Genomic DNA, 23,562 nt, shown 5'->3' on the forward strand with positions numbered 1-23,562 from the left:
TGTGGTCTCGAACGAACTTACCAGCGCGCGCCGAAGGTCGAGCGCAGTTCGGCGATCTGTTCGGGCGACAGCGGCGCGGGTGGCGTGGCATGGTCGCGCGTCATGAGGTGGAGCCTGGCGGTCTCCTCGAGTTCCTCGAGCACGGCCATCGCGGCGGCGGGAGTGTCGTGCCACACGTTGGGGCCGAGGCGGTCGAGCATCACGGCGCGGATCGGCACACCGGCCGCGCCGCGCTGCGCAATGACCTGCGCGACTTCGGCCGCCGCTTCGGGTGCGCCCGGGCGGTGGTAGTGAATGCGCGGCACGTGGCCGACCTTCATCACGAAGTACGGCGTGAGGGCGGGCAGCAGTTCGTCGCTGGTTTCGCTCAACGTGAGTGCGACGCAGTGGCTGCTGTGGGTGTGGATCACGCAGGCGGTCTCGGCGTCGAATGCTCGCGCTGCTTCGTAGATGCGCATGTGCAGCGCAATGGTCTTGCTGGCACGGTCACCGCTGGTCTGCTGGCCCTGCGCATCGAGCCTCGCGAGCCGCGCGGGGTCGAGGAAGCCCAGGCAGGCATCTGTCGGGGTGATGAGGAAGCCACCGTCTTCCAGGCGCACGCTGACGTTGCCGGCGGTGGCGTGGACGTAGCCTCGGTCGAACAGGCTTTTTGCTGTGCGGCAGATTTCTTCTCTTGCTTTTGTTTCGGTCATTTTTGGCTTCTTGTTCGGGGTGCGTGCACAGGGCATCGGGTACTTCCCTCCGCGAATGTCCCCCGCCCTTCGGGCTCCTCCTTTATTTCGCTGCGGGAAGCACCCGATACCCTGTGCACGAGACGCGCTCGTGTTGTGCGGCCGGTTCTACGGCCGTGTCCAGGCTCACGTCGATGGGGTACTCCCCGCAGCGAAATAAAGGAGGAGCCGAAGGCGGGGGACATTCGCGGAGGGGAGTACCCCATCGGCGTGAGCCCGCCCCGAACACGACCCAGGCAGTTCACCCCAACACCGCAAACGCTTTGGTAAAGAAATCATCCCCCCCGAAGTTCCCCGACTTCAACGCGATATGCACCCCAGTGTCCGGCGCCAACGAAGAACGCGCATGACACCAAGGCACCCCCGGATCGATCTGCGGCCCGATCTGCATCTGCGCGATGCCGAGCGCCTGCACGCAGGCCCCGGAGGTTTCGCCGCCCGCCACCACGAGTTGGCGCACACCATGCTCGACCAGCCCGCGCGCGATCGCGGCGATGGTGCGCTCGACCATCGCGCCGGCCTCTTCCACGCCCAGTTGGCCTTGTACCGACTTCACGGCACCGGCTTCGGCCGTGGAGTAGACGAGCACCGGCCCCTTGTCGATCAGCGGTGCGGCCCAGGCCAGCGCTTCGGCCGCGACGTCGACACCGGCCGCGATGCGCAGCGGATCGATGGCCAATGCCGCGCCGCCCCGTCCGATGAAGTCGAGCACCTGCCGGTTGGTGGCGAGCGAACAGCTGCCCGACACCACTGCCGTGCGGCCGCCGGCCTTCGGCAGCGCGCTGGCCTGCGAAGAGGGCGCGAGGCCGAAGTTGGCCGGCAGGCCGATGGCCACGCCCGAGCCCGCGGTGACCAGCGGCAGCTTCGCGAGCGCCGGGCCCATGCGCAGCAGGTCATCGTTCGACACTGCGTCGACGATCGCGATCGACACGCCCTCGGCCTTCAGCTGCGCGATGCGCGCTTCGATCGCTTGCGCGCCGCGCGCCACCACCGCGTGATCGATCAGCCCCACCTTACGCCGGCACTGCGCCTGCAGCACCCGCACCAGGTTCGGGTCGGTCATCGGCGTCAGCGGATGGTTCTGCATGCCGCTCTCGTTGAGCAGCACCTCGCCCGCGAACAGGTAGCCCTTGAACACCGTGCGCTTGTTGTCGGGGAAGGCCGGCGTGGCGATGGTGAAGTCGCTGCCCAGCGCCTCCATCAGCGTCTCGGTCACCGGGCCGATGTTGCCCCGCGGCGTGCTGTCGAAGGTCGAGCAGTACTTGAAGTAGATCTGTCGCGCGCCCTGCGCCTGCAGCCAGCGCAGCGCCTCGAGAGACTGCGCGATGGCCTCGGCCGGCGCGATGGTGCGCGACTTGAGCGCGACCACCACCGCATCCACCTCGGCCGCGAGCGGGCCCGCGGGCACGCCGATCGTCTGCACCACGCGCATGCCCGCGCGCACCAGGTTGTTGGCGAGGTCGGTGGCGCCGGTGAAATCGTCGGCGATGCAGCCGAGCAGCAGCTTCGCCATCGCTCAGCCCTTCACCGCGAGTTTGACCGCCTGCGGGTTCTCGCGCACGTAGTCGCGCAGGATCGCGTCGAAGCTGGCATCGGCCTTCAGACCCAGCGCCTCGGCACGCGCCGCATGCACGCGGCTGGGCCAGCTCGTGACGATCTTCGCGATCGCCGCGTCGGGCTCCCAGTCGATCAGGCTCGTTGCCTCGGTGCCGGCGATGCGCTCGAGCGCCTGCGCCATCTCGCGCACGGTGGTGGTCAGCGCGGGCAGGTTGATGGCGGTGCGCGCGCCCCACTCGGCGCCACTGGCCGTGGCCGCGCGCACGATGCCCGCGATGGTGTTGCCGGGCGAGGCCAGCGCCACCGGCGTGTCGGGCGCGACCGGGCAGCGCGCGCGTTCGCCCGCGAGCGGTTCGCGCAGCATGCCGCTGAGGAAGCTCGAGGCCGCGCCGTTGGGCCGGCCGGGACGCACCGACACCGTCATCAGCCGCACGTTGCGGCCCTGCACGAAGCCCTTGCGCGTGAAGTCGGCCACCAGTTGCTCGCCGACGAACTTCTGGATGCCGTAGCTGTTCTGCGGCGTGGGCAGCGTCGTGTCCTCGATCAGCGCCGGCAGCCGCTGCTCGGGCGAATCGCCGAACACCGCGACCGAGCTCGAGAACACGAACACCGGCGCATGGCCGGCGCGGCGCGCGGCCTCGAGCAGCGCGCGCGTGGTGTCGAGGTTGCTGCGCATGCCGAGGTCGAAGTCGGCCTCGCATTCGCCGCTGACGGCGGCAGCCAGGTGGAACACGAGCTGGCTGCTCGCGATCGGCAGCGTGCCGCTGTGCGCCTGCTCGAGCAGGTCGCCCTGCAGGAACTGCACGCGTGCGTCGGCCGCGAGATCGGCCGGCGGCGCCACGCGGTCGGCCAGCACGATGCGTTCGATGGGTTGCGGCGCGGCGCCGGCCAGCGCCAGCGGTCCCTGGGCGAGCAGCGTGCGCGCGAGGCGCGCGCCGAGGAAGCCGCAGCCGCCGGTGATGAGGATGTTCATGGTCGTCTTGTCTCGGTGGTCGTTCGCAAGTGGGTCAGAGGGCCGGCAGGAAGCGCAGCAGCGCATCGGCCACCGCGTCGGGTGCCTCGCGCTGCGGGAAGTGGCCGACGCCGTCCAGCAGCTCGCGGCGGTAGGGGCCGCTGAAGAAGCGCTCCTTGCCCGCCGAGCTGTCCGGATGATTGCACGCATCGGCCGCGCCGTGCAGCACCAGCGTGGACACCGACAGCACGGGCGCGGGATCGAGCGCCGCATCGTCGGCCGCGTAATGCGGATCGCCGGGCGCGTAGCCCCAGCGATGGCGGTACGAATGCACCACCACGCGGGCCCAGTCCTCGCCCTCGAAGGCGGCGGCGGTGGTGTCGAACTCGGCCTCGTCGTACCAGCCGGGCGGGCCCCAGGTGCGCCACATCATGCGCGTGAAGGCGAGGCGGTCGTCGTGCACCGTGCGCTCGCCGCGCGGCGTGGCCATGTACCAGTGGTACCAGTAGTTGCGCGCCTGCTCGAGCGGCACCGGCTGGCCCGGCGCGTTGGTGCCGTAGCCCACCGACAGCAGCGCCAGCGCGCTCGCCACGCCGGGGCGCAGCCCGCAGGCATTCGCCACCGCGCGGGCGCCCCAGTCGTGGCCGACCAGCGCGGGGCGCTCGAGCCGCAGCGCATCGATGAAGTCGAGCAGGTCGCGGCCCAGCGCCGAGAGCTGGCCGCTGCGCGGCGTGTCCGCATGCAGGAAGCGCGTGGGCGCGAAGCCGCGCAGCGCGGGCAGCAGCACGCGCCAGCCGGCGGCGGCCAGGCGCGCGGCCACGCCATGCCAGCCGCGCGGGCTGTCGGGCCAGCCGTGCATCAGCACCACGGTGGCGGCGCCGGTGGCGTTCCATTCCTCGTAGCCGATGCGCAGCAGCGGCGTGTCGACGGTCCTGTGTTCGCTCACGAGGCATTTCCTTTCGCGGCCGGCAGTTCGATGCCCGGGAAGATCTTGATCACCGCGCTGTCGTCCTCGCGCGCATGGCCCGCGGTCGAGGCCTGCATGAACATCTGGTGCGCGGTGGACGACAGCGGCAGCGGAAACTTGCTGGCGCGCGCCACGTCGAGCACCAGGCCCAGGTCCTTCACGAAGATGTCGACCGCCGACAGCGGCGTGTAGTCGCCCGCGAGCACGTGCGCCATGCGGTTCTCGAACATCCAGCTGTTTCCCGCGCTGTGGGTGATGACCTCGTAGAGCGCGGCCGGGTCCACGCCCTCGCGCAGGCCCAGTGCCATGGCCTCGGCCGCGGCCGCGATGTGCACGCCGGCCAGCAGCTGGTTGATGACCTTCACCTTGCTGCCCGCGCCCGCGCTGTCGCCGAGCCGGTAGACCTTGGCGGCCATCGCGTCGAGCACGCCCGCGGCCTTGTCGTAGGCCGCGGGCGTGCCGGCGGTCATCATCGTCATCTGGCCGCTCGCGGCCTTGGCGGCGCCGCCCGAGATCGGCGCGTCGAGGTAGAGCAGGCCGAGCTTTGCGAGCCGCGCCTCGAGCGCCACCGACCAGTTGGGGTCGACCGTCGAGCACATCACGAACAGGCTGCCGGGCTTCATTGAGGCCGCGCAGCCCGGCGTGCCGCCGTCGCCGAACAGCACCGCCTCGGTCTGCTGCGCGTTCACGACGACCGAGATCACGATGTCGCTGGCGGCGCCGAGCGCGGCCAGCGTGTCGCAGGCGGTGCCGCCGTCGCGCGCGAAGGCCTGCGCGGCCTCGCGGCGCAGGTCGAACACGTGCGGCGCATGGCCCGCGCGGCGCAGCGACTGCGCCATGCCGGCGCCCATGGCGCCGAGGCCCACGAGGCCGACGACGGGAGGGGAGGAAGTGGTCATGGAAGGAAGGGGCTGGATTATTTGTCAGGTCATCATACAAATTTGAGACGACTTTGTCTCGCACCGAATTCCAGCCCGCCCCTCAGGAGGCCTTCTTGCGCCGCCCCTTGCTGGCCGCGCCGCTCTCCTGCAGCCCCTCGACCAGCGGCCGCGCGAGCTGCGCGCCCTCCTGCTGCCAGAAGGCCGGGTCGGCCTGCTCGATGCGGCGGATCGCGTTGTCCATGTGGGTCTTGGCGGCCTCGCGCGCGCGCAGCGCATCGCCGGCCTCGATCGCCTCGACGATGCGCGCGTGTTCCTGCGCCACCTCGCGCGCGAAGTCGGCGCGGCGCGCCTCGTTGGCGCGCGTAACGCGGGTGGCGCCGTGCAGGAACTGCCGCAGGTACTGCAAGGTGCCGATCAGGAACGGATTGCGCGCCGCCTCGGCGATGGCGCGGTGGAAGCGCACGTCCTCGTCGGCACCGTTGCCGCCCACGGCCACGGCCGCATGCAGCGCCGCGATCGCGTCGCGGATGCGGCGCACGTCCTCGGCCGTGCGGCGCTCGGCCGCCAGCGCCGCCACCTCGGCCTCGAGCGCGCGGCGCAATTCGACCATCTGGATCACCGCCTCGCGCGAGGCCACGTGCGGCATCTCGAAGCGCAACGGCTCGACCCCGGCCGCGCGCACATAGACGCCGCTGCCCTGCCGCGAGTCGACCAGCCCGAGCGACTTGAGCCGCGACACCGCCTCGCGCACCACCGTGCGGCTGACGCCGAACTGCTCGGCCAGCGCGGACTCGGTCGGCAGCCGATCGCCCTCGGACAAGCGCCCGCTGCGCACCTCGGCCGCCAGCGCATCGGCCACCTGGTCGGCCAGGCGGACTGCGGGGGCGAGCGATTGGAAGCGGGCGGTCATGAATGGGCTGCGACTCTAACGCAGGCCCGCCGGCGGGATGCCATCGCATGCGGATGAAGGCAAGCGCGCAGTTCGGCGCATTTCCCGCGGCATTTCCTGCGCGTCGAGCGGCGCTGTGGGGCCCGCTGGCTATGCTGCCGCTCGTGATTCCGACCTTCAATCATTCGCACGTGCTGCCGCCATTCGAGGGCGAGCGGTTGAGTGGCGCGCACAGCTCGCCTTACCTGGTGTCGGCCAGCGAAATGGTGCAGCGCTTCGCCATCGGCACGGCGCGATGCACCATCCTCGACGGCCTGTTGCGCTATCGCGCCGAACTCCGCGGCATCGGGTTCGTCGAAGGCTTTCAGTGGCTCGATGGCAGTTTCGTCGAGGATATCGAGGCACGCGAAAGTCGCCCACCTCGGGACATCGACGTCGTGAGCTTCGCCTACCCGCCCCGGGGAATGAGCAAGACGGAGATCAATCGGATAATGGACGAGCGCCCCGATCTCTTCGATCACGAGCGCTGCAAGCAGGGGTTTCACTGCGACACCAGCATCATCAACCTGACCACCTCGCCGGAGCGGTTGGTGCAGCAGACGCGCTATTGGTATGGTTTGTTTTCTCATCGCCGCGGCGATGCCCTGTGGAAAGGCATGCTGCAGTTGCCCATGGATTCCGACGATCACTCCGCCCGTGTGATGCTCGATCGACTCATGCACCAAGGAGAACCGAATGCTGGCTCAACTTGAGAAGCAATTCCTGCAGGCTGACCTGGCGCAGGTTCGTCAGCTGCTGGCGGACGGGCAGGCACACGACGATCCGATCGCGGTGCATCAATATGCTCAGCGCGTCGCGCGCCTCGAAAAGGAACTGACCGAATTGTCGGAAGCAGGCACGAACGCACCCGTCGGCGTGGCCTTGTTCTTCGGGGGGCGCCCGGTCGTGGGCTCGAATGGCATCAAGGCGTCGTTCGGGACGCAGGCCATCGGCAAGTTTCAGAAGCTGGTAAGTCAGCGCTATGCGGCCGCCGAGACAGGCCCGCTCTCTTCGCGTGGCCGCGTGCCGATGAGCGACGACACCCAGTTGCTGGTCACCGACGTCGTACGCGGCTCGTTCGGTTTCGTGCTGCAGGGCAGCGAACCTGCCAGCAGCGACGCACCGCTCAAGGACGCCGTGGATCACGTGGCCGATACCCTCTCCCGCATGGCGGCGGCGGACGACGCCCTGTTCGACGAAGCCTCGGCCGACGTGGACAACCGCCAGCTCGGAACCTTGCAGGAGTTCTTCAAGCTGCTCGACGACGAGGGCGCCAGTCTTCGCCTCGTCGAAGGCGAGCGGGACTTCGAACTCTCGACGCAAGCCGTTCGACGCGCGCGCCAACGCGCCGAGGCGATGACCATCGAAGACCGCGTCGAGATGCTCGAAGGCGAGGTCATCGGCTGGGCCGAGTATTCGTCGCGCTTCGAACTGCGCCTGCATGGCGATCGGAGCGTGGTGGTCGGCACGGTGACGCGTGCCGCCATGGAGCACTCGCTGCAAGAGGGACTGGCGCCTCTGCATCGGCATGTCCGCGCCAGGGTCAAGGTGCGCGAAGCACGGCTGCGCAACCGCACGCCGCGCAAGACATTCGCCTTGCAGGCGCTCGACGTCATCGCCCCGCCCGCGGACTGGCCCGCGAGACCGGTCCAACAAGCGATCTAGGCCCGCTCCACCACCGGCCGCGCGTTGAGCCACAGCAGCGTCAACGCAAACGCCAGCAGCGGCAGCATCGCGAGGTTGATCGCGGTCCACCCCACGCCTGCGAGCAGCGCGCCCGAGCCGAAGGACATCAGCACGGCCGTGGTGCCGTTGCTGAGTTCCATCAGCGCCTGCGCAGGTCCGCGCTCGTGCTCGGCATGGGCCTCGGCCAGCAGCGTGGTGCCAGCGATCAACATCAGGTTCCAGCCCAGGCCCAGCAGCAGCGAGCTCGCGAGGAAGTGCGCGAAGTCCTGGCCCGAGAGCGCGACCGCGGCGCTGGTCGCGAGGATCGCCGAGCCGAGCATCGCGACGCGGCGGCTGCCCCAGCGGTCGACCAGCGCGCCGGCGAAGAAGGCCTGCGCGAACATGCCGAGCACGTGCCACTGGATCACCTGCGCGGCCGCGGAGGCGGAGAAGCCGCAGAAGTCCATCGCGAGCGGGGTCGCGTTCATCGCCAGCACCATGAGGCCGTGGCCGATGGCGGTCATGAGGATGGCGGCGCGCAGCATCGGGCGCGCGAGCAGCGCGCGCATCTGGGCCCAGCCGCGCGCCACGGCCGGCGGCGCCGCGCCTTCGCGCAAGCGCGACATGGCGACCACGCCGCACAGGGCGAGCACCGCGATCGCGAGGTAGGCGCCCACGAAGGGCACGGGCAGCGCGTTGCGCGTCCAGACCGCGATGGCGGGTGCGAACACGGCCGCGCAGACACCGCCGCCGACCACCAGCGCGGCGGCGCGGCCCTTGTGGCGCGGCTCGACGGCCTCGAGCGCGGCATAGCGGTAGAAGCCGGCCGAGGCCTGGTAGCCGCCGATGCAGGCGGCGCCGAGGCAGAACAGCGCGAAGCTGCCGAGCCCCAGGCCCGTGGCGCAGACCAGCCCGCCCACCACGCCGAGCAGCGCGCCGCCCATCAGGCCGTGGCGGCGGCCGCGCCGCTGCATGAACATCGACAGCGGCGACACGGCCGCGAGGTTGCCGAGCACCAGCAGCGCGAGCGGCAGGGTGGCCAGCGCGGGCCAGGGCGCGAGCCGCAGGCCCGCGACCGAGGTCAGCGTGATGCCGATGATCGAGCACGACCAGTAGAGCGCCTGGCCGAGGAACAGCAGCCGGATCGCGGGGTTGCGCAGCAGCTGCATCGCTCAGCCTCCCGCACGCGGCGCGCCCGCGCCGAAGCGCTCGGCGAAGGCCTGCGGACTCACGGCGAGGTGCTTGTGGAAGCTGCGCCGCAGCGTCTCGGGATGGCCGAAGCCGCACAGCCGCGCCACGGTCGACACCGAGGTCTGCGCATGGGCGAGCAAGGCCGAGGCGGCCTCGACGCGCACGCGCTCGACGTAGTGGCCGGGCGTCATGCCGAGCTCGCGCCGGAACACGCGGCTCAGGGTGCGCGGCGGCATGCAGGCGCGCTCGGCCAGCACCTCGAGCGAGAGGTCGCCCGCGAGCTGGCCCGGGATCCATTCGAGCAGCGACGACAGCCGTGGCGCATGCGTGGCCTCGGGCGCGAGGAAGCGGCTGAACTGCGCCTGCCCGCCGGGCCGGCGCAGGAACATCACGAGCCGGCGCGCCACCGCCAGCGCGATCGCGCGGCCGAGGTCGTGCTCGACCAGCGCCAGCGCGAGGTCGATGCCGGTGGTGACGCCGGCCGAGGTGAAGACATGGCCGTCGCCCTCGCGCCCGCTCGGGTCGTAGGTATGGAGCCGGTCGGCCGCCACCTCGACCGCGGGATGGCGCGTGCGCAGCGCCTCGACGCTGTCCCAGTGGGTGGTGGCGAGGCGGCCGTCGAGCAGGCCGGCCTGCGCGAGGATCAGCGCACCCGAGCAGACCGAGCCGAGCCGGCGCACGCGCGGCTCGGCGCGCTGGAGCCAGGCCAGCAGGGCCTCGTTGTTCAGCTGGTCCTCGGCGCCCCAGCCGCCGGGCACGAGCACGGTGTCGAAGCGCGCCGGGTCCTCGTCCTCGCGCGCGGCCTCGGCCAGCAGCGAGAAGCCGGCCGAGCAAGCCACCGGCCCCACCGCGTCGGCCAGCAGGTGCAGCGAGTAGCCGGCCGGGCGGCCCTGACGCTGCAGCTCGACGTTGGCCGAGGCGAACACCTGCAGCGGACCGGTGACGTCCAGCACCTGGACATCGGGGTAGATCGTGCAGGCGATGGCGCGCGGCGTTTGCATGCCGGCAGTGTCGTGCGCGCCGCGATTGGCCGCAACGACAACGACCCCACGGATCCGGCCACTTTCGGCGTGGCCGGCCCGTGTGGCGGGTTAGCCCAGCGCGTGCCGCGCGGCCTTCGCGATGCTCTGCGCGTCGACGCCGAAGAAGCCGCGCAGCGCGGCGCGCGTGTCGCTGCGCCCGAAGCCGTCGGTGCCCAGCGTGAGGTAGCGCCGGCCCGCGGGCAGGAAGGCGCGGATGCTCTCGGGCACGGCGCGCACGTAGTCGGTGGCGGCGACGATCGGCGCCTTGCCCTGGCCGAGCTGGCGCGCGACGAAGGCTTCGCCGGCGTCCTCGCCCGTTTGCTCGCCCGCGATGGCGCGCTGCTCGCAGGCCAGGCCGTCGCGCGCGAGCTCGCTCCAGCTCGTGACGCTGAACACCTCGGCCTCGATGCCCTCGTCGGCCAGCAGCTGCGCGGCCTTCACCACCTCGGTGAGGATCGCGCCCGAACCCATCAGCGTGACCTTCTTCTTCGCCTTGCCCGCGGCCGGCGCGTAGGTGCCGAAGCGATAGCAGCCGCGCAGGATGTCGGCCTCGGCGCCCGCGGGCACGTCGGGCTGCGCGTAGTTCTCGTTCATCAGCGTGACGTAATAGAACACGTCCTGCTGCTCGACCATCATCTCGCGGATGCCCGCGTCGACGATCACCGCCATCTCGCCCGCGTAGGCCGGGTCGTAGGCCTTGCAGTTGGGAATGGTCGCGGCCACGAGGTGGCTGCTGCCGTCCTGGTGCTGCAGCCCCTCGCCGCCGAGCGTGGTGCGCCCCGAGGTGGCGCCGAGCAGGAAGCCGCGCGCGCGCTGGTCGGCCGCGGCCCAGATCGCGTCGCCCACGCGCTGGAAGCCGAACATCGAGTAGTAGATGTAGAACGGCAGCATCGCCAGGCCGTGCACGCTGTAGCTGGTGGCCGCGGCGGTCCAGCTCGCGATGGCGCCGGCCTCGCTGATGCCTTCCTCGAGGATCTGGCCGTCGGTGGCCTCGCGGTAGCTCAGCACCGAGCCGATGTCCTCGGGCGCGTAGCGCTGGCCCACGCTCGAATAGATGCCGACCTGCTTGAACAGGTTCGCCATGCCGAAGGTGCGCGCCTCGTCGGCCACGATCGGCACGATGCGCGGGCCCAGCGCCTTGTCCTTGAGCAGGTTGCCCAAGAGGCGCACGAAGGCCATGGTGGTGCTCATCTCCTTGCCGGCGGCCGCGACCGCGAACTGCGCGTAGTTCGCGAGCTCGGGCTTGGCCACGGGTTCGCAGGCGGTTTCGCGGCGCGGCATGGCGCCGCCGAGCGCCTCGCGGTGCTGGCGCAGGTAGCGCATCTCGGCGCTGTCCTCGGCCGGGCGGTAGAAGTCCATGGCGGCGGCCTGCGCGTCGCTCAGCGGCAGGTCGAAGCGGTCGCGGAACTCGATCAGGTCGACCTCGCCCATCTTCTTGTGCGAGTGCGTGGTCATCTTTCCCTGGGCCGCGCTGCCCATGCCGTAGCCCTTCTTGGTGTGGGCCAGGATCACGGTGGGCCGGCCCTTGTGGGCGGCGGCCGCGGCATAGGCGGCATGGATCTTCACGAGGTCGTGGCCGCCGCGCTTGAGGCGGTCGATCTGCTCGTCGGTCATGCCCTCGGCCAGGCGCGCAAGCTCGGGGTTCTGGCCGAAGAAGTTGTCGCGGTTGAAGCGCCCGTCCTTGGCCGCGAAGGTCTGCATCTGGCCGTCGACGGTGGCGGCGAAGGCGCGCGCCAGCGCACCGCTGGTGTCGCGCGCGAACAGGCCGTCCCAGTCGCTGCCCCAGACCAGCTTGATGACGTTCCAGCCGGCGCCCGCGAACAGCTTCTCGAGCTCGTCGATGATGCGGCCGTTGCCGCGCACCGGGCCGTCGAGGCGCTGCAGGTTGCAGTTGACCACCCACACGAGGTTGTCGAGCTTCTCGCGCGCGGCCAGGGTCAGCGCGCTCATCGATTCGGGCTCGTCCATCTCGCCGTCGCCGAACACGCCCCAGACTTTGCGGCCTTCGCAGTTCAGCAGGTTGCGGTGCGAGAGGTAGCGCATGAAGCGCGCGTGGTAGATCGAGCTGATCGGACCGATCCCCATCGAGCCGGTGGGGAACTGCCAGAAGTCCGGCATCAGGTAGGGATGGGGATAGCTGCACAGGCCGCGCGCGCCGCTGCCGTCGACGAAGGCGGGCGCGGTGAGTTCCTGACGGTAGTGGGCGAGGTCGCCTTCGCTCAGGCGCCCCTCGAGGTAGGCGCGCGCGTAAACGCCCGGCGCGCTGTGCGGCTGGAAGAACACGAGGTCGCCGCCATGGGCCGCGCTGCGCGCGTGGAAGAAATGGTTGAAGCCGGTCTCGAACAGGTCGGCCGCGCTCGCGTAGCTCGCGATGTGGCCGCCGAGCTCGCCATAGGCCTGGTTGGCCTTGGCCACCATCGCGAGCGCGTTCCAGCGCATCAGCGAGGCCAGCTTCTCCTCGACGGCGAGGTCGCCCGGGAACGGCGGCTGGTCCTCGGCCGCGATGGTGTTGACGTACGGCGTCGACAGCTCCGGCTGCCAGCCGATGCGCTGCTGGCGCGCGAGCCGCGCGAGTTCGTCGAGCATCTGGCGCGCGCGCTGCGGCCCGTGGACCTGCGCCAGCGCGAGGAAGGACTCGCGCCATTCGGCGGTCTCGGCGGGATCGGGGTCGTGCGACAGCGCTGCCTCGTCGAGCAGCAGGGCACGGATCTGGTCGGCGGAAATCGGGGCGTTCATGCCGGCACTTTAAGCCGCCACGAAAAGAATTGGCTACTGCTGCAGTCCGCATCTTGACGTGGTTGAGGCATAAAATTCCGCCAACCCTTCAGTTCACGGCATTTCATGCAACTCGACGCCATCGACCTGCGCATCCTCGACGAATTGCAGCGCGATGGCGCGCTGTCGAACGTGGAACTCGCGCGCCGCGTGCACCTGTCGCCCTCGCCCTGCCTCGCGCGCGTGAAGCTGCTCGAGACCGAGGGCGTGATCGACCGCTACGTGGCGCTCGCGAGCGCCAAGGCGCTGGGCCTCGGCCTCAACGTGTTCATCTCGATCAGCCTCACGACGCAGAGCAAGCAGTCGCTGGCCGACTTCGAGCAGCGCATCGCCGAGCACGACGAGGTGATGGAGTGCTACCTGATGACCGGCGACAGCGACTACCTGATCCGCATCGCGGTGGCAGACATGGCGGCGCTCGAGAAATTCATCCTCGAGCAGCTCACGCCGATCCCGGGGATCGAGAAGATCCGCTCGAGCTTTGCGCTCAAGCAGGTGCGATACAAGACGGCGCTGCCGTTGCCGACAGCGCCGTCCTGATCACTTCGGCAGGGCCGATTACTTCGAGAGCTTCGGCTGCGCCGGATCGGCCGTGAGGTAACCCACCACGGCGCTGTAGCCCTGGTTGTAGTTCTGCTTGATCAGCGTCTCGAGCTTCTTGACGTCGCTGCTGGCGGTCTTGATGAACTCGCCCGGATGCTGGAAGTTGCTCATGATGTACGTCCAGCCGTTGATCTCGTCGACCGCGTGCAGGCCCGTGCACTCGGCACCGGTCGGGGTCGACAGGATGCGCGAGAGCTTCTTCGTGTCGACGTTGTAGGCCCACAGGAAGTTGTTGACGTGGTTGCCGCTGTCCTCGCCGATGAACAGGGTGCGCATCTTTTCCGAGAACTTGATGTTGTCGGGGCTGGCGATCTTGTCCGCATTGGCGTTGTTGCCGAGGCTGTCGGCCGTGTCGAGGTCCTCGCCCACGATCAAGGCCTTGGTCTTCACGGGCACCCATTCGCTGTTGATCACGGCGCCGCCGGTGTCCTTCTGGCCACCGGTCAGGTTGTGGGCCATCACGCCGCCGGCCACGAGCGCCTTTTCGACCGTGACGTTGAGATCCGAGCGCCACGCAGCGTTGCCCTTGACCATCGACGACTGGATGTTGGCCAGTGCCGAGTAGGCAATCTTGTCCTTGGCATTGACGGTCGTGCCTTCCATCTTGGTGAAGGCCATGCTGGCGCCCACGAGGTTGGCGTAGCGGTGCGTCTCGAGGAAGGCGGCAGCCTTCTCCATGCCGGGCACCAGCTTGACCCACTGCTTGACGCCGTCGGCGAAGATCTGGGTGTAGGAGACATTGGCCGGATCGGTGAACTTCACGTCCATGATGTCGGTCGGCAGCAGCGTGTTGGCGAAGGCCTCGATCTCGGCGCTGGTGGCGTGGCCGAGGCGGATCCAGGTCAGTGCGGCGCCCGCGGCGGCGGGGTCGATCGAGAAGCCGGTGCCTACCTTCGCGACGTACAGCGTGCCGGCCGAAAGATCCTTCTCCTTGTCGGCCACGAACATGAACAGGCCGCCGTTGGTGTAGTCGTCGCCCATCAGCGCGGTGCGGTTGTCGGGCATGACCTGGATCAGCTCGTGCGAGATGCGGCCCAGGCAGTAGTGCTTCTTGACGCTGCCGGTGCCGTCGGGATTCACGGTGACTTCGGGCAGGTGGCCATAGTGGTAGGCGCGGGCCGTGGTCTCGTCGCCGAACACGTTCTTGCTGTAGCCCTTGAACTGCGCGCTGGTCGAGGCGGTGAAGGCGTCGGGCTCGTACTCCTCGCTCGACAGGTGGGTGCCCCAGGGCGAGAGGCTTGCGCCGCAGGTGATCCACAGGCCGTGGGCGCTGGACATGTCGACGTTGTGGTACTTGACCAGTTCGAGCTTGCCGGTGGTCTGGTCCTGGTCGAGCGTGAGCACGGCGATCGGCGACGGCAGCTGGCCGTAGGTGCCCTCGCCCTTCAAGTTCTTCGTCATGTACTCGAACTGCACGACCGCGAACACCGGCTTGCCCTTGATGCCGGGCACGTTGGCGTTGGGCAGGCTCAGCAGCGAGCTGCCGTCCGGTGCGTCGGAGAAGAACTGGCGTTCCGAACCCACGACCGATTTGTCGATGATGGGCTGGTTCTTGATGTCGTAGTAACCGCCCGCCAGGATCTTGCCGCCCTTGCCGTCCGGCACCATGTCGCCGGTCTGGAAGAAGGGGTGGTAGGCCAGGCGGTATTCGGTGGAACTGCCGTTGTCGAACGAGACCTTGAGCGTCGAACCGACCGTGGTGGTCGCCATGGCGGCGGGATTGGCCAGCGAAGGCGCCGGCATGCCGATGAATTCGGCCGAGACGAACTGCGCGGCGGGAGCCGGCGGCGGTGCGGGCGGGGGCGGAACGATGGGCAGGAAGCCGTTGCCGCCTCCGCCGCCACCGCCGCAGGCGGTCAGGAAGGCAACGCCGCCGAGCGGCAGCATCGGTGCTGCGCTCAGCAGCTTGAGGGCGTGACGGCGCGAGGCGCCGGATTGCGCCTTGGTGGAATCGGACATGGATTTCTCCCGAGTTGTCGTGGGGTGTCGTGGGATGACCGTGCAGCCTCTGTTTCTCTCCGCCGCCGGTCAGTCGCGAACCTTAGTTAACTACTGTGACGACGACGTGCATCGCACATGACAAGGCCGTGACACCGCGCACGCGGATGCGACGACATCCGCATGTCACTCCCACCCGGGAGCCCCATGCGCGGACCGGCGAGCCGGTCCGCGGTATGGGGTTTCAGAGGCCGATCAGGCCGCCGTCGTCCTTCGTGATCACCAGCGTGGCCGAGCGCGGGCGGGCATTGCCGCCCTGGGGCCAGTGGCTGATGAACTTGGCCGGGTCGCCGAGGTCGGCGACTGGCGTGTTCTCGCCCGGATGCTGGATGTTCACGAACAGCGCGCGGCCATCGCCCGACTCGGCGATGCCGGTCAGCTCGCAGTCCTTCGGTCCCACGAGGAAGCGGCGCAGGCCGTCGGTGCCGGGCGCCTTGCCCACGAAGGTGTTCTGCGTCAGCGTGGTCGTGCCGTCGGTGTTGGTGATCACCTTCGCGCCGCCGTCGCCGAGCTTGCCCGGCAGCGCCGCCAGCAGCATGCAGTTCGTGACGTCGGTGTAGGCACCGTCGTCGGTCTGCAGCCACAGCAGGCCCGGGGCGGCATGGCTGAACCACATGCCGTCGGGGCTCGAGAAGTCGTTGTCGGCCGAGAGCTGCGACACGTTGACGTCGGCCGCGGCGGTGGAGCGCGCGCCGAACAGGTAGACGTCCCACTTGAAGCTCAGCGCGGCCGGGTCGGCGTTGTCGTCGGCGAAGCGCACGATGTGGCCGTTGGGGTTGCCCTTCTGGTCAGAGGTGCCCTTTTTGTCGTTGTAGAAGCGCGGGTTGGCGCCATCGGTCGAGGCGATCGGACGCGAACTCGCGTTGGTGTTGGTCAGCGTCACATAGACGTCGCCGTTCTTCGGATTCACGGCGGTCCACTCGGGACGGTCCATCTTGGTCGCGCCGGCGGAATCGGCGGCCAGGCGGGCATTGATCACCACGTCGGCCGCGTCGGCGAAGGCGTAGTTGGTGTTGCTCGAGGTGATGCCGTTGACGCCGAGCTTGAGCTCGAGCCACTTGCCGGTGCCGTCGGCCTCGAAGCGCGCCACGTAGAGGCGGCCGTCGTCCATGTACTTGTCGCCGGCGGCCATGCCGCCACCGATGTCGGCCGCATCCCAGTTCTTGGTCGAGACGAACTTGTAGATGTACTCGTTGCGCGAGTCGTCGCCCATGTACCAGACCAGCGGCTTGCCGACCACGACCGGTCCGAGGCAGGCGCCTTCGTGGCCGAAGCGGCCCAGCGCGGTGCGCTTCTTCGGCGTGCTCGAGGGGTTGAAGGGATCGATCTCGACCACCCAGCCGTAGGTGTTGTGGCCGTTGCGGTAGTCGGCGGTGGCACTGGCACCGAGCACCTCGGTGTTCCAGCGGCCGTACTGGTTGTCGGCGGTGTCGGGCGTGACGGTGGCCCAGAGTTCGCGGCCGGTGCTGGCGACGCCGTAGCGGCTGAAGGACTTGAGTTCCTTGGCGCTGCGCTTGGCATCGTCGGTGGCGGCGACACGGCGGAAGTAGCCGGCCCAGTTCTCTTCGCAGGTCAGGTACGTGCCCCACGGCGTGGTGCCGTTGGCGCAGTTGTTGAGCGTGCCGCGGGTCTTGCTGCCGTCGGTCGAGAACTTGGTCTTCAGGTAGTCGGTCTTGGCGGCCGGGCCCGAGAAAGTCATCTCGGTCAGCGTGTGGACGCGGCGGTTGAAGCTCGAGTCCTGCTTGTAGCTCCAGCTGTTGCCGCTCTTGTTGACCTCGATCACGCTCACGCCGTGCAGGTAGAACTCGCGCTTGACCTCGTCGGCCACGGTGCGCACGCCGCCGACGACGGTCTGGCCGTTGGGATGCAGGAACGACGGCGTGATGGCTTCATGGTTCATCACCAGCAGGCCGCGCGTCGCGTTGGCGGCGTCCCACTTGTTCGAGCCGTTCATGCCGAAGAAGGTCATGCCGTCGTGGTGGTCGCCGGCGCGGCGGTCGTAGGTGGCCGGATCGTCGGTGCCGTCGTTCTTGTACGCGGCCACGCCGGCGGCGATCGGGTCGCCCAGGCGATAGAGCACGCTGGCGGTGTAGCCGGCGGGCACGGTGACCACGTCGGCCAGGCTCTTGGCCACGGGGTTGAAGTTGAGCTTCAGCGGTGCCGGGGGCGCGGGCGGCGGGGGTGCCGGCGCGGGCGGGGGCGGGACGATGGGCAGGAACCCGCCACCGCCGCCACCACCGCCGCCGCAGGCCTGCAGCAGCGCGGTGCCGGCGGTGCCGACGCCCAGGCCGAACAGATGGCGGCGGCTCAGGCGCGAAGCGATCAGGTCGTTGAACGACGGGTTCTTGCTGGGATTGGTGCCGACGTCGTCGAGATCGTACGAAGGGTCGTCGCGGGTAGGTGCGGTCATGCGCGCTGTCTTTCTCGTGGGTTGAAAAGTAGCCAGCCCGCGAAGTTAGGCAGAACGGATGACAGTCCCGTGAATTACTCAGCCTCCGGTCAGGTTCAATCGATACGCGTTTTTGAGGTTGTCACGAAGCCGTCATGCGACGGCGCCAGCCGGGACGAAAAAAAAGGGGGCTGCGAGCCCCCTTCGTGGATTCGATCGGCGATTCAAGGCGGCGGCAGCTGCTTCGGCCACAGCGCCCACAGGCGCAGCGACTGGTTCATGCTCGCCGCGAAGCGCCCGGCATCGGCGCCGGTGCCCGCGAAGTAGTCGGCGCGCACCGCGCCGACGATGGCGCTGCCGGTGTCCTGCGCCACCACCAGCTTCTGCAGCTGCGCCGACGGGCCGGCCGAGGCCAGCCACACGGGCGTGCCGTAGGGAATGCTCTCGCGGTCGACCGCGATCGAGCGGCCCGCGGTCAGCGGCACGCCCTGGGCGCCGCGCGGGCCGAAGGCGGCGTCGACCTCGCTCAGGTCCTCCTCGCGGAAGAACACGTAGCGCGGGTTGCTCCACAGCAGTTGCGACACGCGCTGCGGGTTCTGCGCCACCCAGGCCTTGGTGTCGTCGGGCCAGCGGCTGACCCGGCTCACGCCCTGCGACATCAGCCACTGCTGCACGCTGCGGTAGGGCTGCTCGTTGGTGCCGGCGAAGGCCATGCGCACGGTGCGCTGCGAGCCGTCGGGCTCGGTCAGGCGCAGCCGGCCCGAACCCTGGATGTGCAGCATCAGCGCGTCGATGGGGTCGGCCATCCAGGCGATCTCGCGCCCGCGCAGCGCGGCCTGGGCCTCGGGCAGGGTCTCGATCTCCTGGCGCGTGTACCAGGGACGGCGCGGCACGAAGCCCGCGGGCACCTGGTAGAGCGGCACGTTGAACTGCGCGGTCGGCACGCGCGAGGCCTCGTACACCGGCTCGTAGTAGCTGGTGAGCTTGCCCTCGCTCGAACCGGCCAGCGATTCGACGCGGTAGGGCTGCAGCCGCTGCGTCATCCACTGGCGCTGCTCGTCCAGGGTCGCGATCGCGAGCTGGCGCACCTCGCGGCACAGCGGCGCGAAGGCGGCATTGGGCCGCGAGCAGTTCGCCACCAGCGCGATCCAGGCCTCGTGCAGCGGGTCCTCGCCGAAGCCCGGCAGCTCGGCCCAGCCCACGGGCACCCAGCGGCTCTTGGGATGGGTCATCGATCCGGTGAGGGGGCCGAGGTCGCGCGGCGGCTGCACGACGGGGGGTCGGGTGGGGGTGTCGGGCACGCGCGGCCCGACGGAGCAGCCGGCCAGCGTTGCTACGATCGCGAGCCCAACCAGCCACTGGAGTCCATTTCTCATGGGTTTGATTTTGCTTGAAGCCCTCGCGGCCGGACTCCTGTTCATCGGCATCGTCTGGTGGACCATGTTCTCGGGCCGCAAGAAGGGCGAGCTGCACGAGGAGGACGAGCCCCGGACGGGGGACGCGAAGGACGAACAAGACCCGCCGCCGCATCCGTGAATTCGTCGTGCAGTCCCGGGTCGACGCGCGCTGTCGGAGAAGGTCGTCTCGGCTATTACTTTGGTAGCAATCCAGCGAGGAATCACGGGGCTTTTCGAGGGTTGGGGTGTTTCAGCGCGGCTTCGGAAGCCGTACCATCGCAGCCGTCGCAAGGCTAAGCTGTGCCCGCTTGAATCAACCTCGAAAGGGATCGCCATGAAAAAACTCGTACTCGCCACCACCTCGCTCGCCATCGTTCTCGCGGGCTGCGCGGGCGGCGGCATGTCCGACACGCAACGCAACACCGCCATCGGCGCGGGCGCGGGCGCCCTGGGCGGCGCGGTCATCGGCTCGGCCACCGGCGGCAACCGCGGTGCGATCGGCACCGGTGCCGTGGTCGGCGCGGCGGCCGGCGCGCTCGGCGGCTACCTGTGGTCGCAGCGCATGGAAGCGCAGAAGCGCCAGATGGAAGCCGCCACGCAGGGCACCGGCGTGGCCGTGACGCAAACCCCCAACAACGAGCTGAAGCTCGCGATCCCGAGCGACGTCTCCTTCGACGTGGGCCGCTCGAACATCAAGCCCAACTTCGCGCCGGTGCTCGACCAGTTCGCCAGCGGCCTGCGCAACAACCCGGCCGCCGAGGTGCGCATCATCGGCCACACCGACAGCACCGGCTCCGACGCCATCAACAACCCGCTGTCGGTCGACCGTGCCGCGAGCACGCGCGACTACCTGGTGGCACGCGGCGTGAACGCGGCCATCTTCCGCATCGAGGGCCGCGGCTCGCACGAGCCGATCGCCGACAACAACAGCGACGCGGGCCGGGCACAGAACCGCCGCGTCGAGATCTACGTCGGCGAGCGCGGTCCGCGCGGCTGACGACCGGCCGGCCGCCGAGGCGGCCGACCACCTGCAGGGAAGGCAGGCGCGCCGGACCACCGGCGCCCACATCCACGTCTTGTCCAATGGTTCATTCGAGGGAATATTCATGAGGAAGCTCGTTGTTTCGAGCGCGGCCGCAGCCGTGCTGTTGTTCATCGCCGGTTGCGCTTCGCAATCGTCCACGCCGCCGGCCGACGGGGCCGTGCCCGCCGCCAAGACCGAGGCTCCGGCCGCCAACAGCTGGACCGCGCGGCTGGCGACGCTGAAGACCGACCTGGAAGCCGCCACCAAGGGCACGGGCGTGGTGATCGAGCAGACGGCCGACAACCAGCTGCACCTCGTGATTCCCAACGAGCTGTCGTTCGACACCGGCCGCGCCAACGTCAAGCGCAACCTGGCGCAGGTGCTCGACAAGGTCGCCGATGGCTTGAAGAGCGCCACCGCCGCCAGCGTGCGCGTGATCGGCCACACCGACAACACCGGCAGCGAGGAAGGCAACGAGCGCCTCTCGGTGAGCCGCGCCGACAGCGTGCGCAACCACCTGGTGGGCCGCGGCGTGTCGACCACCGCCGTCACCACCGACGGCCGCGGCTCGCGCGAGCCGGTGGCCGACAACGGCACCGTGGCCGGGCGCGCGCAGAACCGCCGCGTCGAACTGTTCGTGGCAGAGAAGGCCTGAGCGCCGCCCCGACCGGCGCATCGCCAGCCCTCCCCGCGCGGAGGGCTTTTTTACGCGCCGCTCAGAGCCCGCGCAGCTTGTTCGCGAGCTCGACCGCCGACTTCACTTCCATCTTGTCGAACACGCGCGCGCGATGGACCTCCACCGTGCGCACGCTGATCGCGAGCTGGTCGGCGATCAGCTTGTTGGGCAGCCCCTCGATCACGAGCCGCATCACGTCGCGCTCGCGCTCAGTCAGCTCGGCGATGCGGTCGGACAACCCGCGGCGCGCGCGCCGCGCCTCGAGCGCGTCCTGCGACAGCAGCAGCGCCTGCTCGATGCGGTCGACCAGCGCGTTGTCCGAGAAGGGCTTCTCGCAGAAGTCGAAGGCGCCGCGCTTCACTGCGTCGACCGCGGTCGGCACGTCGGCATGGCCGGTCAGGAAGATCACGGGCATCGCCGCGAGCAGGCCGCGCTCGACCAGCCGGTCGAACAGCACCAGCCCGCTGGTGCCGGGCATGCGCACGTCGAGCAGCAGGCACAGCGGCTGCTCGGGCAGCGGGCCCTCGGCCAGGCGCTGCTCGAAGGCCTCGGCGCTGCCGTAGTGCTCGCTCGCCAGGCGGCGCGAGCGCAGCAGCCAGGCCAGCGCCTCGCGCACGCTGGCGTCGTCGTCGACGATGAAGATCAGGCCATCGATCAGCGGTTGCATATCGGTCGGGAAGGAAATCGAAAAAAGGTCGGGAACGGCGGCATCAGGCCGCGGCCGGGAGGGTAAACCGGAACACGGTGCCGCGCGGGCGATTCGCCTCGAACATCAGCGCGCCGCCATGCTGCTCGACCACGGTGCGGCACAGGCTCAGGCCCAGCCCCATGCCGTCGGCGCGGGTGGTGAAGAAGGGCGTGAACAGGCGCGCGGCGACCTCCTCGCCGATGCCGCTGCCGAGGTCGGCCACCGAGAACTCGAGCCAGCGCCGCGCGTCGTCGACGCCACTGCCGCCGACCGCCACCGCGCGCGCCACGCGCAGCCGCAGCACGCGGTTGCCGATGTTGTCGGCCGTGTCCATGGCCTGCATCGCGTTGCGCGCGAGGTTCAGCAGCACCTGCTCGACCAGCGTGCGGTCGCACATCGCGGCCGGCAGCCGGTCCTCGAGCACCACTTCGATGATCACGCCGAGCTTGCGCGCCTGCAGCCGCACCAGCGGCAGCACGGCATCGATCAGCGCCTGCGGCGCGACCGCCTCGCGCGTGCGGTCGCGCCGGCGCACGAAGTCGTGCACGCTGCGGATCACCTGGCCCGCGCGGTCGGCCTGCTCGGCGATGCGGCGCACCGCCATCGCCACCTCGCCCTGCTCGCCGCGCGCATCGGGGCCGAGCATGTTGAGCGAACCGGTGGCGTAGCTGGCGATCGCGGCCAGCGGCTGGGTGAGCTCGTGGCTCAGCAGCGAGGCCATCTCGCCCACGGTGGCCAGCCGCGCGCTGGCCTGCAGCCGCTCCTGGCTGGCGCGCGAGAGCTCCTCGATGCGGCGCTGCTCGCTGACGTCGATGAAGGCGCTCATCCAGCCGGTCTGCACGCGCTGCGCGTTGAGCAGCGGCGCCTCGAAGATCAGCACCGGGAAGCGGGTGCCGTCCTTGCGCATGAAGACCGACTCGAAGCCCTCGCGCGGCGGCATGCCGCCGGCCAGCCGGCGCGCCTGGCGCTGCTGGTACTCGTGCGCGAGCTCGGTCGGCCAGTAGGGCGCGTCGTTGGCCTCGCGCGCCATCAGTTCCTCGGCGCTGAAGCCCACCATCTCGCAGAAGGCCGGGTTGACGTAGGTGATGCGGCCCTGCAGGTCGCGCGCGCGCAGGCCGGTGATGACCGAGTCCTCCATCGCCTTGCGGAAGGCCAGCGAATCGGCGAGGTCGCGCTCGGCGCGCAGGCGCCGCCGCGTGTCGCGCGCCAGCAGCACCAGCACCGACACCAGCGCGATCGAGATCGCCGTGACCAGCGCGGTCAGCACGTTCGGGAACAGGTCGGGCGCGGCGCGCCAGCCGTCCACGCGCAGCATCAGCGCGGCGCCGGGCAGGTCGATCAGCTGCTGCGCGGTGAACACGCGCGTGCCGACGCGGCGCGCGGTGCCGATGGCCACGAGGCGGGTGCCGTCGGTCTCGGTGAAGGCCACTTCCTGGCCGCGCGTGAGCGTGGGGCCGACCAGCTCGGCCAGCGTGTCGCGCAGCGAGTAGCTGGCCACCAGGAAGCCGCCGCCGGTGTCCATCGGCACGCACAGCTCCATCACCTCCATGCCGCCACCGCCGCCCAGCGGCACGTAGTGGCTCGGCGAGTAGGCGGGCGTGCCGAGCTTGCGCGCGGCGGCGCAGGCCAGCGAGACGTCGGACTGCTCGGCCGTGCGGCTCGCGGGATCGAGCACGTGCAGCCGGTAGGGCGTGTCGACGGCATCGAGCGCGCGCAGCTGCGCGTCGCGCCATTCGAGCCGCAGCCACTCGCGGTGCTCGCGCAGCAGCGCGGCCGCGGCCTCGGGCCAGTGCGAGCGGTCGGGGCCGGGCGCCTGCGTGGCGCGCAGGCTCTGGGCATTGCGCTGCAGGCCGCTGCGCAGGTCGGTCACGGCATCGGCGGTGTCGCGGTCGAGCGCGGCCTGCACCTGCTCGACCTCGTGCTTGCCCGCGAGCCAGACCACAGTGACCAGCAGCGCCAGCACCAGGATCGCGAGCAGCAGCCAGAGGAACCAGCGCTGCCACAGCGAGCGCAGGCGCGCGAAGCCGACGACGAGGCGGCGGTAGGGCGGCACCGGCAGCGGTGGCGGCGCATAGGCCGGCTCCGGCGGCGCGAGATCGGACGCATCCACCGCCATCG

20 protein-coding genes are annotated in these 23,562 nt (G+C 69.9%); 6 read left to right on the forward strand and 14 right to left on the reverse strand.

From position 1 onward, the window contains the following. Nucleotides 1–17 precede the first annotated feature (17 nt). From INQ48_30335 to INQ48_30360, 6 genes are all read right to left on the reverse strand, one after another. Nucleotides 18–692 (reverse strand): aldolase, encoded by a 675-nt coding sequence (locus tag INQ48_30335; protein ID QRF57533.1) that lies wholly within the window; start codon nt 690–692, stop codon nt 18–20. Between the two features lie 280 nt (nt 693–972). Beyond that, nucleotides 973–2,244, reverse strand: a complete 1,272-nt coding sequence (locus tag INQ48_30340) for a four-carbon acid sugar kinase family protein (protein ID QRF57534.1) — start codon at nt 2,242–2,244, stop codon at nt 973–975. 3 nt (nt 2,245–2,247) lie between these two features. Continuing rightward, nucleotides 2,248–3,261, reverse strand: coding sequence for an NAD-dependent epimerase/dehydratase family protein (locus tag INQ48_30345; protein ID QRF57535.1), 1,014 nt, complete (start codon nt 3,259–3,261; stop codon nt 2,248–2,250). A 34-nt stretch (nt 3,262–3,295) separates the two neighbouring features. After that, nucleotides 3,296–4,099, reverse strand: a complete 804-nt coding sequence (locus INQ48_30350) for an alpha/beta hydrolase (GenBank protein QRF60959.1) — start codon at nt 4,097–4,099, stop codon at nt 3,296–3,298. An 83-nt stretch (nt 4,100–4,182) separates the two neighbouring features. Then, nucleotides 4,183–5,106, reverse strand: a complete 924-nt coding sequence (locus INQ48_30355; protein QRF57536.1) for an NAD(P)-dependent oxidoreductase — start codon at nt 5,104–5,106, stop codon at nt 4,183–4,185. Nucleotides 5,107–5,188: 82 nt separating this feature from the next. After that, entirely contained in the window at nt 5,189–5,998 is an 810-nt protein-coding gene (locus tag INQ48_30360; GenBank protein QRF57537.1) for a FadR family transcriptional regulator, read from the reverse strand. A 47-nt stretch (nt 5,999–6,045) separates the two neighbouring features. On the opposite strand from INQ48_30360, the gene INQ48_30365 reads away from it, so the two are divergent. Both INQ48_30365 and INQ48_30370 read left to right on the forward strand, forming a co-directional pair. Continuing rightward, complete coding sequence (locus INQ48_30365; protein QRF57538.1) at nt 6,046–6,729, forward strand: hypothetical protein; 684 nt, start codon at nt 6,046–6,048, stop codon at nt 6,727–6,729. After that, on the forward strand, nt 6,713–7,681 hold the full coding sequence (locus INQ48_30370) for a hypothetical protein (protein ID QRF57539.1): 969 nt from the start codon (nt 6,713–6,715) through the stop codon (nt 7,679–7,681). Before INQ48_30365 ends, INQ48_30370 begins: the two co-directional genes overlap by 17 nt. Here the strand turns inward: INQ48_30370 and INQ48_30375 are convergent. From INQ48_30375 to mdeB, 3 genes are all read right to left on the reverse strand, one after another. After that, a complete protein-coding gene (locus INQ48_30375) occupies nt 7,678–8,850 on the reverse strand; it encodes an MFS transporter (GenBank protein ID QRF57540.1) in 1,173 nt (390 codons plus the stop codon). The genes INQ48_30370 and INQ48_30375 overlap by 4 nt on opposite strands. A 3-nt stretch (nt 8,851–8,853) precedes the next feature. Continuing rightward, nucleotides 8,854–9,873, reverse strand: coding sequence for a GlxA family transcriptional regulator (locus INQ48_30380; protein QRF57541.1), 1,020 nt, complete (start codon nt 9,871–9,873; stop codon nt 8,854–8,856). 90 nt (nt 9,874–9,963) lie between these two features. After that, nucleotides 9,964–12,630 carry an alpha-ketoglutarate dehydrogenase gene (gene mdeB, locus INQ48_30385; GenBank protein ID QRF57542.1) on the reverse strand — a complete coding sequence of 889 codons (2,667 nt, stop codon included), beginning with the start codon at nt 12,628–12,630 and terminating at the stop codon, nt 9,964–9,966. A gap of 105 nt (nt 12,631–12,735) precedes the next feature. Between mdeB and INQ48_30390 the strand changes: the two genes are divergently transcribed. Then, entirely contained in the window at nt 12,736–13,209 is a 474-nt protein-coding gene (locus INQ48_30390; protein ID QRF57543.1) for an Lrp/AsnC family transcriptional regulator, read from the forward strand. Between the two features lie 18 nt (nt 13,210–13,227). Here the strand turns inward: INQ48_30390 and INQ48_30395 are convergent, their stop codons facing one another. The 3 genes from INQ48_30395 to INQ48_30405 all read right to left on the reverse strand — a co-directional run bounded on the left by INQ48_30395 (nt 13,228) and on the right by INQ48_30405 (nt 19,101). Beyond that, nucleotides 13,228–15,231 carry a DUF839 domain-containing protein gene (locus INQ48_30395; protein ID QRF57544.1) on the reverse strand — a complete coding sequence of 668 codons (2,004 nt, stop codon included), beginning with the start codon at nt 15,229–15,231 and terminating at the stop codon, nt 13,228–13,230. Between the two features lie 223 nt (nt 15,232–15,454). Continuing rightward, on the reverse strand, nt 15,455–17,680 hold the full coding sequence (locus INQ48_30400) for a PhoX family phosphatase (protein ID QRF57545.1): 2,226 nt from the start codon (nt 17,678–17,680) through the stop codon (nt 15,455–15,457). Nucleotides 17,681–17,883: 203 nt separating this feature from the next. Further along, entirely contained in the window at nt 17,884–19,101 is a 1,218-nt protein-coding gene (locus INQ48_30405; GenBank protein ID QRF57546.1) for an MltA domain-containing protein, read from the reverse strand. Between INQ48_30405 and INQ48_30410 the strand changes: the two genes are divergently transcribed. The 3 genes from INQ48_30410 (at nt 19,034) to INQ48_30420 (ending at nt 20,735) form a co-directional block, all read left to right on the forward strand. Further along, a complete protein-coding gene (locus INQ48_30410; GenBank protein ID QRF57547.1) occupies nt 19,034–19,195 on the forward strand; it encodes a hypothetical protein in 162 nt (53 codons plus the stop codon). The genes INQ48_30405 and INQ48_30410 overlap by 68 nt on opposite strands. Nucleotides 19,196–19,390: 195 nt before the next feature. Beyond that, nucleotides 19,391–20,053 (forward strand): OmpA family protein, encoded by a 663-nt coding sequence (locus tag INQ48_30415; protein QRF57548.1) that lies wholly within the window; start codon nt 19,391–19,393, stop codon nt 20,051–20,053. Between the two features lie 109 nt (nt 20,054–20,162). Beyond that, nucleotides 20,163–20,735, forward strand: coding sequence for an OmpA family protein (locus INQ48_30420; GenBank protein QRF57549.1), 573 nt, complete (start codon nt 20,163–20,165; stop codon nt 20,733–20,735). Nucleotides 20,736–20,796: 61 nt separating this feature from the next. On the opposite strand, the gene INQ48_30425 is transcribed toward INQ48_30420, so the two are convergent. Beyond that, nucleotides 20,797–21,423 carry a response regulator transcription factor gene (locus INQ48_30425; GenBank protein ID QRF57550.1) on the reverse strand — a complete coding sequence of 209 codons (627 nt, stop codon included), beginning with the start codon at nt 21,421–21,423 and terminating at the stop codon, nt 20,797–20,799. Nucleotides 21,424–21,466: 43 nt separating this feature from the next. Then, the gene (locus tag INQ48_30430; protein QRF57551.1) at nt 21,467–23,560 is read right to left on the reverse strand and encodes a PAS domain S-box protein; all 2,094 of its coding nucleotides are present in this window, start codon (nt 23,558–23,560) and stop codon (nt 21,467–21,469) included. Nucleotides 23,561–23,562: the final 2 nt, after the last annotated feature.

Origin of the sequence: Variovorax paradoxus (assembly GCA_016806145.1) — a bacterium.
Lineage (GTDB): Bacteria > Pseudomonadota > Gammaproteobacteria > Burkholderiales > Burkholderiaceae_C > Variovorax.